General features: G+C 48.8%; 9 protein-coding genes. 5 read left to right on the forward strand and 4 right to left on the reverse strand.

Going from position 1 to position 11,740, the window contains the following annotated elements:
* The first annotated feature begins 107 nt into the window (after nt 1-107).
* Nucleotides 108-1,316 carry a 4-hydroxy-3-methylbut-2-enyl diphosphate reductase gene (locus H6F90_RS04640; protein WP_190550631.1) on the forward strand — a complete coding sequence of 403 codons (1,209 nt, stop codon included), beginning with the start codon at nt 108-110 and terminating at the stop codon, nt 1,314-1,316.
* Between the two features lie 175 nt (nt 1,317-1,491).
* Here the strand turns inward: H6F90_RS04640 and H6F90_RS04645 are convergent, their stop codons facing one another.
* Both H6F90_RS04645 and H6F90_RS31045 read right to left on the reverse strand, forming a co-directional pair.
* Nucleotides 1,492-2,250, reverse strand: a complete 759-nt coding sequence (locus H6F90_RS04645) for an amino acid ABC transporter ATP-binding protein (protein WP_190550633.1) — start codon at nt 2,248-2,250, stop codon at nt 1,492-1,494.
* A gap of 21 nt (nt 2,251-2,271) precedes the next feature.
* Nucleotides 2,272-2,406, reverse strand: a complete 135-nt coding sequence (locus H6F90_RS31045; RefSeq protein ID WP_255524962.1) for a hypothetical protein — start codon at nt 2,404-2,406, stop codon at nt 2,272-2,274.
* Here H6F90_RS31045 and H6F90_RS04650 point away from each other — a divergent pair, their 5' ends adjacent.
* Complete coding sequence (locus H6F90_RS04650) at nt 2,407-3,936, forward strand: ABC transporter permease subunit (protein ID WP_190550635.1); 1,530 nt, start codon at nt 2,407-2,409, stop codon at nt 3,934-3,936.
* A 12-nt stretch (nt 3,937-3,948) separates the two neighbouring features.
* Here H6F90_RS04650 and H6F90_RS04655 read toward each other — a convergent pair whose 3' ends face one another.
* Nucleotides 3,949-4,866, reverse strand: a complete 918-nt coding sequence (locus tag H6F90_RS04655; RefSeq protein ID WP_190550637.1) for a mechanosensitive ion channel family protein — start codon at nt 4,864-4,866, stop codon at nt 3,949-3,951.
* A gap of 163 nt (nt 4,867-5,029) precedes the next feature.
* Here H6F90_RS04655 and H6F90_RS04660 point away from each other — a divergent pair, with 163 nt between their 5' ends.
* Complete coding sequence (locus H6F90_RS04660) at nt 5,030-7,222, forward strand: NACHT domain-containing NTPase (protein ID WP_190550639.1); 2,193 nt, start codon at nt 5,030-5,032, stop codon at nt 7,220-7,222.
* 6 nt (nt 7,223-7,228) lie between these two features.
* Here the strand turns inward: H6F90_RS04660 and H6F90_RS04665 are convergent, their stop codons facing one another.
* Nucleotides 7,229-8,827, reverse strand: coding sequence for a glycosyltransferase family 39 protein (locus tag H6F90_RS04665; protein ID WP_190550641.1), 1,599 nt, complete (start codon nt 8,825-8,827; stop codon nt 7,229-7,231).
* 477 nt (nt 8,828-9,304) lie between these two features.
* Between H6F90_RS04665 and miaB the strand changes: the two genes are divergently transcribed.
* Nucleotides 9,305-10,681: a tRNA (N6-isopentenyl adenosine(37)-C2)-methylthiotransferase MiaB gene (gene miaB, locus H6F90_RS04670; protein WP_190550643.1), complete on the forward strand. Its 1,377-nt coding sequence runs from the start codon at nt 9,305-9,307 to the stop codon at nt 10,679-10,681.
* Nucleotides 10,682-10,740: 59 nt separating this feature from the next.
* Nucleotides 10,741-11,550 carry a hypothetical protein gene (locus H6F90_RS04675; protein ID WP_190550645.1) on the forward strand — a complete coding sequence of 270 codons (810 nt, stop codon included), beginning with the start codon at nt 10,741-10,743 and terminating at the stop codon, nt 11,548-11,550.
* Nucleotides 11,551-11,740 lie beyond the last annotated feature (190 nt).

Below are 11,740 nucleotides of genomic sequence, written 5' to 3' on the forward strand. Positions count from 1 at the left end.
TCCTTCCGAAGAACTTCCCCTCAACACCCCTGCATCCTTCCCACCGCGTTCTATGATCAAGGTGAATTAAAAACGGTGTAGCGCCATCACTTCAGGGATAAAGCTGAATGGATACTAAAGCCTTCAAACGATCACTCAACAGTTCTGAGAATTATCATCGCAAGGGGTTCGGGCATGAAGCCGAAGTCGCAAACCTCTTGGAGTCGGAATATCAGAGCGGTTTGATTCAGCAAATCCGAGACAACAACTATACGCTACAGCGGGGTGACGTAAAGATTCGGCTGGCAGAGGCATTTGGCTTTTGTTGGGGAGTAGAGAGAGCGGTGGCAATGGCTTATGAAACCCGCCAGCACTTCCCCACCGAGCGGATTTGGATTACGAATGAAATTATTCATAACCCTTCAGTAAACCAACGTCTGCGGGAAATGCAGGTCGAGTTTATTGAAGTCAACCAGGGGCAAAAAGATTTTTCTGGGGTAGCGCAAGGCGATGTGGTAATTCTGCCTGCGTTTGGGGCCAGTGTGCAGGAAATGCAATTGCTGAATGAGCGAAGCTGCACCATTGTTGACACGACTTGTCCTTGGGTGTCAAAGGTGTGGAACACGGTAGAGAAGCACAAGAAAGGCACCTACACCTCGATTATTCATGGCAAATACAACCATGAGGAGACGATCGCAACGAGTTCGTTTGCCGGGGTCTACTTGGTCGTGCTGAATTTGGCTGAGGCTGAGTATGTGAGCAATTACATCTTGCACGGGGGCGATCGCGAGGAGTTTTTAGCGAAGTTCCGCAAGGCTTGTTCGGAGGGCTTTGATCCAGACAAGGATTTGGAGCGGATTGGGATTGCCAACCAAACGACGATGCTCAAGGGCGAAACTGAGCAGATCGGCAAGATGTTTGAGCATACGATGCTGAAGAAGTATGGCCCTGCGGAGTTAAATCAGCATTTTCTCAGCTTTAATACCATCTGTGATGCGACTCAAGAGCGGCAAGATGCGATGTTTAAGTTGGTAGATGAGCAGGTAGACCTGATGATGGTGATTGGTGGCTACAACTCTTCCAACACAACTCATTTGCAAGAAATTGCGGTGGAGCGGGGCATTCCTTCTTATCACATTGATTGTGTAGAGCGGATTTTGTCGCGCGATCGCATTGAGCACAAGCCTTTACACCGGGAGATTGAGGTGGCGGAGGGTTGGCTACCCGAGAGGCCTTTGGTGATTGGGGTAACTTCGGGGGCTTCTACGCCGGATAAGGTAGTGGAGGATGTGATTGAGCGGATTTTCTCGCTAAAGGCATCTGTTGCGGTTGGTTAGTTATTGCAAAACCAAGACTTGAGGGCACCTGCCCTCAAACTCCCGCTGAGGGACGGCTGCGTCCCCCAGACCCCCTCAGAGGCAACTCTGGGGTCTCTGGTGGCTCACTTTTGTCTTCTGTTTTCTAATTTCTGGCTTCTGTCTCCTGCTTCCTCATTTTTCATCCTTCCTCTTTTCACTCTCCTCGTCCCATTCGGCTCAAGAAGGCTCTCAGGCGATCGCTCTGTGGTTGAGTTAGCACCTCGCGGGCAGCGCCGGTTTCTTCGATTTGGCCTTGGTGGAGGAAGAGGACGCGGTGAGCGACTTCGCGGGCGAATTGCATTTCGTGGGTGACGACGATCATGGTCATGCCGTCTTCGGCAAGTTGTTGCATGACTTGGAGGACTTCGCCGACGAGTTCGGGGTCGAGGGCGCTGGTGGGTTCATCGAAGAGGATGATTCTGGGGTTCATACAGAGGCTACGGGCAATCGCAACTCGCTGTTTTTGGCCGCCGGAGAGTTGGTCTGGGTAGGCGGTGGCTTTATGGGCTAAACCAACTTTGGCTAAGTAGGTCTGGGCGAGTTCTATGCTTTCTGAGCGAGGTTTGCCGAGGGCTTTTTGGGGAGCAAGGGTGAGGTTTTCGAGGACGCTGAGGTGAGGGAACAGGTTGAACTGTTGGAAGACCATGCCGACTTGCGATCGCAGGTGGCGCAATTGGTGCATTTTCAGGTGCGGTGCTGATAGATCCATACCGTTGACGAATAAGCGCCCGCCATTAATGGTTTCAAGACGGTTGAAACAGCGGAGTAGGGTGCTTTTGCCACATCCGGAGGGACCAATGACAGCGACGACTTCTCCTGGCTGGACGGCACCGCTGACTCCCTGTAAAACTTTTAAGTCACCAAAGCTTTTTTCTACCTGCTCGAACAAGATAGCTGGGGTTGTGCTGTCCATAGGGCCAGAAGAAGGAACAGATCATTTAATGCTGATTCTAGCGACACTCTGCGGTTCAGCTTGTAAGATTGACGCAATCTCTTGATTGGCGCAGCCTTGGCGATCGCCATCATCCTGCTTTTCAACTGCGGCGGAGGGAGTGGAAGCTCTAAACATATGCCGAATTTTTTAAGGTCACGTTGGCTGCAACGGTGGGTTTTGGGTTGCAGTTGTTTGCTGCTGATTCTGCTGGGTCACTCAGCTTCTATTGCTCAGAGCCAAAATGTTTTGAGAGTTGGGACGGAACCTGCTTTTCCGCCGTTTGAGTTTCAAGCACCGGGAGGTGGGCTGCAAGGGTTTGATATTGATTTGATGCAGGCGATCGCGCAGGCGGAAGGTTTGCGGGTGGAGTTCCAGAGTTTGCCGTTTGATGGCTTGATTCCTGCCTTGCAAGCCAGAACCGTCGATGCGGCGATTAGTTCGATGACGATCACGGCTGAGCGGCAGCAAACGGTGGATTTCTCGCGGCCATATTTCAAGGCGGGGTTGGCGATCGCGGTTCGGGCCAACAATACCAACACGACTGACCTGGCTAGTTTGCAGAACCAGACCATCGGTGTCCAGATTGGCACGACAGGCGCAGAAACCGCCCGCAAGATTTCTAGCGCGACGATTCGCACGTTTGATTCGGCTCCCTTAGCGTTGCAAGCACTACTCAACGGCAATGTCAGCGCGGTGATTAATGATGCACCTGTGACGTTGTATGCGATTAAAACCAACAATCTCACCGGGATTAAGGTCACGAGCCAATTGCTAACGGAGGAGTTTTACGGCATTGCGACACCCAAAAACTCTGCTGATTTGGCCAGAATCAATGCTGGCTTGACCCGCATCCTCAGCAATGGCACCTATGACCGGATCTATCGCAAATGGTTTAACGCGCAGGCTCCTTCGCTCGCTACAGCTACGGTGCCTGGTTCAACGCCTCAATCTGAAACCGCTCCCCTCGCTACTTCCGGTGCAGTCATCACGCGAGCCCTACCCATTCTGCTACAAGGCGCTTTAATCACGCTGCAATTAACTGCGCTCTCAGTTTTGCTGGGATTAATTGGTGGCACGCTGATGGGGTTGGCGCGTCTCTCTGCTTCTCGGCCTTTACGTTGGTTCGCGAGAGCTTACATTGACTTTTTTCGCGGTACGCCGTTGTTGGTGCAGATCTTGATGATCTACTTTGGCATTCCAGCTTTGGTTCAGGGGCTAGGTTTTACCTTTACATTTAACCGTTTGGGTGCAGCGGTGCTGGCGCTGAGCCTCAATAGCACAGCGTATCTAGCTGAAATCGTGCGGGCGGGGATTCAATCCATTGAGGTAGGGCAGGTAGAAGCGGCGCAATCCCTCGGTTTAGGGCCAGGACAAACACTGCGTTATGTGGTTTTTCCGCAGGCGTTTCGGCGCATGTTGCCACCTTTGGGCAATGAGTTCATCACCCTGCTAAAAGATACGAGTTTGGTTTCTGTGATTGGGTTTGAGGAACTGCTCCGTCGAGGGCAATTGATTGTGGCCGACAACTACCGCGCCTTTGAAATTTATGCTGCTGTAGCCTTGGTCTATTTAGTTCTAAATTTACTTTCCTCTCAAGCCTTTAGCTTCCTAGAAGCCCGGATGAATCCAAACAGGCGATCGCGACAATCCAGTAGTTCCGACTAAATTTCTATCTAGTTAGCTGCGCCGAGCATCGCTGCGTTTAGCCTCTATCGCTGAGTTAGATAAGCCATCGACTGACGCTGCTTTAGACTGCTGCTGGTCGTAAAAGTAAACGGTACGAATCGGATAAGGAATAGAGATACCGTCGCGATCGCAAGCTTCTTTCAAGGCAATCATCACGTTTGTTTGGGTCCGACGGACGGTTGCTTTTGGTGGCAGCGTCCAATAACGCACCATTAAATCAATAGAACTTTCACCAAAGCCCACAATATCTACTTCTGCCGCTGGCTTGACTAATACTCCGTCTATTTGATTCACCGTCTGTAGCAAAGTTTGAATCGTTTGGGGCAAAGGCGTATTGTAATCAACCCCAATGGCTAGATCAGTGCGGCGGTGGGGCATTGCAGTCAAAACTTGAATCGGGCTGGTAAAGACAATCGAGTTGGGAATTACGACTCGTTCGCCTTGGTAGGTGCGAATTTGAGTGGAGCGAATGGTAATTTCTTCCACGGTGCCTTCAAAGTCGTTCACGATAATCTGGTCATTAAGGCGGAAGGGTTCATTTAGCAACAGCAAGACGCCCGCCAGAAAATTCTTGAAGATATCTTGAAAGGCAAAACCGATCGCAACTGAGCTTAACCCCAACAAGCCAATAATGTCGCCCACGCCTAAATCGGGAAACGCCATCACACTGGCGACCACCACTCCCACCACCCAAGTGGCGACATAGCTCATTTGCATCAGCAGCGATCGCAGAGATGGACTCCGGACCATGCGCCCCATTGTGGCAGCTGTGAGGTTTTGCAACACGTTGGCAGCGTAGCGAGTTAACAACAGCACAATCAGAGCCAGAACCAGCCCTGGAAATGCCTCCACTGCCTGACCAATGAGATTCAATAAACTGGAGCGAACTTCTTGAACTAGCGCACTCATAAGCAAGGCTGACTTACATTTCTCCGCTAGCACCCTCTCACGCTCAGCGATCGCTCAACAACTACGAAAAGATAGAAAGTGTGGGGTTTAACTAACACGATTGAGTTAGTGCAACCGCTCATCTATATGACAAACTTGTTCTAAACTCTCCTCCCACCTTCCTATGATTGGACTGGAAAAAATCGCCCTTCAAGCAGCCAGTATGGGTTTGGCTAGCATTTTCAGCCGTGTGGTTTGGGAGGGAGGCGGTAAGCTGCTCGGTTGGATGGGCAAAAAAAGCCTGGATGAAAAAACCAAACAGGCGATCGCAGAGGCTTCCGTTCAGTACATCCAAAACTATGGCGAGCGCCACGGCATTCTGAAGGTTTTGGGGATGCGGGAGCCTGCGCCTTTAGAGTCGGTCTATACAACGGTGCAATTGCTGGACAAGTGGGATCTACGGCGGTTTGAATCAATTGAAACGCTAGAAAAAGCCTATCGTCAAACGCGAAATCGCAGCTTTCAACCACGGGAGTCTACCCGTCAGGATGGCCTGAGAGTTGCCAATGAAAAACAATATTTGATGGTGCTGGGTGGTCCGGGGGCTGGTAAATCTACCTTTCTCCGCAAGTTGGGTTTGGAAGCACTCAAAGGAACCCAAGGCGGCTATGAGCATGAATGTATCCCAGTTTTAATTGAGCTAAAGAGTTTTACCAGCAGCAAGATCAACATCGAGAAAGCGATCGCCCAAGAATTCAAAATCTGTGGTTTTCCTCACTCTGAAGAAGCTACCACTCAATTGCTAGAACAAGGCAAGCTGCTCATTTTGCTGGATGGCTTAGATGAAGTTCCTGGCAAAAATCTGAATGAAGCGATTTGCCAAATTCAAAACTTTGTCGATCAGTACGACCAAAACCGTTTTATCGCCTCTTGTCGTCTCGCTGCCTATCGCCATAACTTTCGGCGCTTTACTGATGTGGCAATGGCTGACTTTGATGCTTCTCAGATTAAGCAGTTCATTCACAACTGGTTTCGCTCCGACGCAGATCAGCAGGCAGGCACCGGGCAGAAGTGTTGGGAGTTGCTGTTAAAACCAGAAAACGCCGCTGCCAAGGAATTAGCTCACTCGCCGCTATTACTGACGCTACTTTGTTTGGTCTACGATCGCTCCCAAAATTTCCCCAACAATCGCAGCGTGCTTTATCGCAAAGCCCTCCGAGTTTTACTAGAAGAATGGGCTTCGGAAAAACGCATTTTACGCGATGAAATCTACCAAGGTTTAAGCACCGAGTTAGAAGAAATTCTATTATCGGAAATTGCTTATAGCGCGTTCAAATCAGACCGACTTTTCTTCTCTCAAGGTGAAATCGTTAGCCAAATCAAGACTTTTCTAACTGACAACTTAAACGCACCTAAACATTTGAATGGAGAGGCTGTGTTGGATGCGATCGCGATTCAGCAAGGAATTTTAGTCGAACGAGCCGAAGATGTATTTTCTTTCTCCCATTTAACGCTGCAAGAATATCTCACGGCGCAGTACATTGCCGACAACCATCAAGTTGCTCGCTTGGTTGCCGATCACCTCACCGACCCCCGCTGGCAAGAAGTATTTCTGCTGGTAGCAGGACTAATGCGGCATGGCGCTGATGAATTGCTAGTTCGCATGGCGCGCAAAACTCGTCGCTACATCACCACTCCCAAGTTGCAAGCTTTGTTGCAGTGGGCGCATCAGATTACAGAGGGGCCAGGCACGACCGTAAAACCTGTAGTGAAACGCGCCTCGGCTTTGTTTCTCGCTTTAGCCCGCGATCGCGCCTTGGATCTCGTCCGGGTACTCCATCCCAACACCGCTCGCGTTTTGGATCTGGTGCGAACTCTGGATCTGGTTTGTGCCCCCGCTCCGGTGCAGGCGATCGATTTAGCTCGTGCGATGGAATTAGCCCGCAACTTGGATCTAGATTGTGTCCCCGCTCGTGCCCGTGCTCGTACTCGCAGCCTCAACCGAATTCCTGCCCGAACTTTAGCGCGCGCTGTTACTAACTCTTTGGCCCAAGAGTTCAGCAAGAGCCAACTGTTTAACAGCGTCAACTTTCACCCATTAATTGCTCGTCTGGATGCCCTCAAAACAAAAGCCCCAGATACCAGCCAACCCTACGAAGTGCAGCAAGCCTTTCGCGATCGCCTCTCTCAAGTCTGGCTGCATGCCCTGAAGCTGGATGCGGCCCTAGTCGATTTGTCCGCGGCAGAGGTACAGGCCTTAGAACACTATCTTTACGCCAACTGCCTACTGGTCCGTTGCAAGCAAGCAGCCGTGAGGGTTTCCGCCAAAACTTGGGAAGAAATTGAAACGCAAATGCTATTTATAGCGGGCTGCTGAGCCTTCCTAACTAGCCTTCGCTTGTTTTACCATCAACGCGCTACAAGCACCCTTCGTATCAATCGTACTCAGTTGGTATTGCGCCACCAGTTGGGTTTTGATCGCCGGAATACAAGCCACAACGACTTGATTGTTCGGCACAGTTTGCTCAGGAGTCACCAACGCGATCGCATATTTAGGATCTAAATCAGCCGCTTTCACATAAAAAAGCGTATGGGCTCTGCGTCCTCCTACTGTTCCTTTTGCCACGTCCACCACCTGAAATGTAGTTAATTCTGGCTGAGTTTTTTGTAGGCGACGCAAGTAATATCCCAACTGTACTTCTGGCGGGTCGTGAGGGCGAGAATAGACATAAGTGCCACTCACCTTACGAGCCATTCTCAGAGAAGGTAAAAACAGCAAAGCGCATACAAACAAACCTGCAATTAGCTGTTGTTTAGAACGTGGGTTTACCCGTAAATATTTGATTAACCAGTGACAAGCTTCAGAAACTCCTAGCCCAATTAGCAATGCCGCGATCGGATATTGTGGGGCGTTGTACCAAGCCAGTTTAGTTTGAGAACTAGAAACAACTAGAAAGTGACAAATCAAGTAAAAACCACAGAAAGCCCCCAAAGCTTTAATTAACCGCTTTTGACTGATTTGAGTAACGACCAAACCAGGCAGAAGCAGATACAGCCAAGGGATAAAGGTACGCTGCATCTGTCGCAGATAAAACCAAAAGTTACCTGTATGTCCCTCTACCGACTCTGAGTATCGCCCTACCTCATTACTCAACATTGCTTCTAGGTAGCCTGGGTTGTAATACTCCCGCAGCAAGTAGTAGCTTAAGCCAGCTCCAATCACGAAAATGGCCGAGCCATAGAATGATGGCGATCGCAGTAATTTACCCAGTCGTTTTTGATAGATGGTGTATGCAAAAAGACCTAACAATGGAATCAAGGCAGCAATTCCTTTTGTCCACATTGCCAATACAATCGCGATCGCTGTCAACCAAAGACACCAAGACTTCCTGGAACTGCTGGCATGGATATAGACAAAATAAGCGAGGGAATAAACGGTAATCCATAAAGTTAGCAGGGCATCATAATCTCCCGTTCTCGCCACATGCTCTGCTACATATCCATAGCTGGTCATTAAGACAAAGGCACTGGTAATTCCGACTACTAAGCTTTGCAAGTAAAAGGTGGAAAATAGAAACAGAGTGAGTACCGTTGTTGTGGCTGCGATCGCAGAAGGCAGGCGCACCGCAAATTCGTTGTAGCCAAACACTTTCATGCAGGCAACAATCAACCAAAGCAACAATGGTGGTTTGGTTCCCCACAAATCGGGCTGCCCATCAAAATAGCTGACAATAAAATTGCCATTGAGTGACATCTCTAAAGCATTCACTGCCCGCCTAGCCTCGTCATAGGTACGCAGAGAGAGAGCATCAAGATGCCAAAAAAATACGAAATAGCAAGCTAATAAAAGAACAAAAAAACTACCAGCAACCCGGTAGTTTGATAACAGATTAAAATTAGCTAATAAACTTCGCCAAACTTCAACTTGGCCTTTTCTCAGCGAGGCAGAAGTTGGGCTTGAAACAGCTTCCTTGATAGGCATGGAGCAACCTATTCCTCTAAAGAGATGATTTTGAAAGCAATTTCTAGCAGATTAACTAGTAAACTCGTAAATCACAGTATCTACAATTACTTAAATACCTTTAAATACGAGAGTTTCATCACAAAAGCTCCAGCTAGAATTACACCTTAAATATTTTCAACTGTGTCATTTTTTACAATTCAATCAGACAAAAATTCTTGACTTCTGCAAGCTTAAAGCTATTGTTCTGCAAACCATGATTACAAAGATGAACTGCTCTGATTCTCCTCAAGCAGCCAAAATTCAGGAACTATCAGCAGGGTTATGGTCTCTAACCCAGTACCATTTCCATGAATCAATGGTGGGTAAGTTTAGATGAGTAGAAATGCTGAGATGAGCCCAGCGATCGCACCGAATTAATTTCTATCTCCGGGCAGAGTGCCGACAAAAATTTATAATGAAGGTTTGACACTTGTTCTACTTGGCCTGTAGCTCACCATGACCACTTCTTCTCGCCGCTATCACATCACCACTTTTGGCTGTCAGATGAACAAAGCTGACTCCGAGCGCATGGCTGGCATCCTGGAAGACATGGGTTTTCAATGGTCAGAAGACCCGAATCAGGCCAATGTGATTCTCTACAACACCTGCACCATTCGGGACAACGCAGAGCAAAAAGTTTATTCCTATCTCGGTCGGCAAGCCAAGCGGAAGCATGAAGAACCTGACCTAACTTTGGTAGTGGCAGGCTGTGTGGCGCAGCAGGAAGGCGAAGCTCTGTTACGGCGAGTGCCAGAATTGGATTTGGTGATGGGACCGCAGCATGCCAATCGTCTTCAGGATCTTCTAGAGCAAGTCTTCAGCGGCAACCAAGTAGTCGCGACCGAAGCAGTCCACATTTTTGAAGACATCACCAAGCCACGTCGGGATAGCAAAGTCACCGCTTGGGTCAATGTCATCTACGGCTGCAACGAGCGCTGCACTTACTGCGTGGTTCCCGGAGTCCGTGGAGTGGAGCAGTCGCGCACCCCAGAGGCGATTCGGGCTGAAATTGAGGAACTGGGACGGCAAGGCTACAAAGAAATTACACTGTTGGGCCAAAACATTGACGCTTACGGGCGCGATCTCCCAGGCGCGACTCCCGAAGGTCGGCACCAGCACACCCTCACCGATCTCCTCTACTATGTGCATGATGTCCCTGGCATTGAGCGAATTCGCTTTGCCACGAGCCACCCCCGCTACTTCACCGAGCGCTTAATTAAAGCTTGTGCTGAGTTGCCAAGGGTTTGTGAGCACTTCCATATTCCCTTCCAATCTGGCGATAACGAAGTTCTCAAGGCCATGTCTCGCGGTTACACCCAAGAAAAATACCGCCGCATCATCGACACGATTCGCAGCTATATGCCCGACGCCTCGATCAGTGCGGATGCGATCGTTGGCTTTCCTGGTGAAACCGAAGCTCAATTTGAGAGCACCCTGAAGCTTGTCGATGAAATTGGTTTTGACTTACTTAACACAGCCGCTTACTCCCCACGTCCTGGCACTCCCGCTGCCCTGTGGGAAAACCAACTCAGCGAAGAAGTCAAGAGCGATCGCCTGCAACGCCTCAATCATCTGGTCAATACCAAAGCCGCCGAGCGGTCGCAGCGTTATTTAGGCCGCATCGAGGAAGTCTTGGTGGAAGACCAAAACAGCAAAGACCCCAGCCAAGTCATGGGTCGCACTCGTGGCAACCGCCTCACCTTCTTTCCCGGCGACATCAACGAACTTAAAGGCCAAGTGGTTCAGGCCAAGATTACGGAAGTGCGAGCCTTTAGCTTGACAGGCGAACAAATTAGTTCCACAGTACGATGCCAACATAGCCTAGTGGTTTAATAGTCTCCACTTTTCCGATTACAACTAACTGTTGCACCTTATTTCATTAGAGGCTGATCATGGGCACTAAAGTTGTTTTAGAGATCGAAGCTGATCTGAATAGTGAACAGTTTTCCTATGCGAATGAAGCCAATATTATTGCCTATTATCTTAGTCAGCTAGATATTAAATATCCCTACTGCGTGGATATTGGTGCAGCTGACGGAATCGCGATGTCTAATACCTTTTCTTTATTTAAGAGCGGTTGGCAAGGCTTAGCAGTGGAAGCACACGCTGAGAGGTTTGCAAAACTAGCAGTTGTTTATTATGCCATGCAGTTTTCAGAGGTTAACCTTTGTAGAGCTATTGTTACTCCAGAAAATATTGTTGATCTATTAAAGGCAACCCAAATCCCTCGAGAGTTTGGTTGTTTAAACCTCGACATTGATGGTTATGATTACTTTGTACTTGAGAAAGTTTTACAGCAATATCGCCCTGCTTTAGTTTGCACAGAAATTAATGAGACTATTCCTCCACCTTTAAAGTTCACAGTTCAATACAGCCCGACCTATGAAGGCCCTCAAGGCAGCTTTTATGGTCAAAGCATCTCTCAATTATTTACATTGTGCGAGCAATATAACTACTCGCTAGTGGAACTAGAGTACAACAACGCCTTTTTGATTCCTAACGAGATTAGTCCCAAACTTTCTCTCACCCCAGAAGAAGCCTATACCCAAGGATATCTAGAACGCCCTAATCGATTGGAGAAATTTCCTTGGCATCGAGATTCAGATATGGAGCAACTTCCCAATTTGTCACCAGCCGATGCTTTAGCCTTTCTGACTCAACGCTTTGCCCATCAAAACAACAAATTCATACTTTCGCTCTAGTCAGCTTTAGCATCACTGGCAACTTAATCTAGCAGAATGGTTAGTTCCTTTAACTTTTATTTACATGACAAGATGCACAGGACTTACGCAGGGCAACTCTAAACTAAAGAGATGAGCTTTAGCAAACTCGAATACTGCCAATACCTGCTCAGCAGCCCGGTTAACTACACAGTGACGAACTTGGCCGACC

This window comes from Trichocoleus sp. FACHB-591 (genome assembly GCF_014695845.1).
Taxonomy (GTDB): Bacteria; Cyanobacteriota; Cyanobacteriia; order FACHB-46; family FACHB-46; genus Trichocoleus.

What these genes read in the sequence shown, in the direction of transcription:
- H6F90_RS04640 (WP_190550631.1), top strand. Translation starts at nt 108, where the DNA reads ATGGATACTAAAGCCTTCAAACGATCACTCAACAGTTCTGAGAATTAT.
- H6F90_RS04645 (WP_190550633.1), bottom strand. Translation starts at nt 2,250, where the DNA reads ATGGACAGCACAACCCCAGCTATCTTGTTCGAGCAGGTAGAAAAAAGC.
- H6F90_RS31045 (WP_255524962.1), bottom strand. Translation starts at nt 2,406, where the DNA reads ATGTTTAGAGCTTCCACTCCCTCCGCCGCAGTTGAAAAGCAGGATGAT.
- H6F90_RS04650 (WP_190550635.1), top strand. Translation starts at nt 2,407, where the DNA reads ATGCCGAATTTTTTAAGGTCACGTTGGCTGCAACGGTGGGTTTTGGGT.
- H6F90_RS04655 (WP_190550637.1), bottom strand. Translation starts at nt 4,866, where the DNA reads ATGAGTGCGCTAGTTCAAGAAGTTCGCTCCAGTTTATTGAATCTCATT.
- H6F90_RS04660 (WP_190550639.1), top strand. Translation starts at nt 5,030, where the DNA reads ATGATTGGACTGGAAAAAATCGCCCTTCAAGCAGCCAGTATGGGTTTG.
- H6F90_RS04665 (WP_190550641.1), bottom strand. Translation starts at nt 8,827, where the DNA reads ATGCCTATCAAGGAAGCTGTTTCAAGCCCAACTTCTGCCTCGCTGAGA.
- miaB (WP_190550643.1), top strand. Translation starts at nt 9,305, where the DNA reads ATGACCACTTCTTCTCGCCGCTATCACATCACCACTTTTGGCTGTCAG.
- H6F90_RS04675 (WP_190550645.1), top strand. Translation starts at nt 10,741, where the DNA reads ATGGGCACTAAAGTTGTTTTAGAGATCGAAGCTGATCTGAATAGTGAA.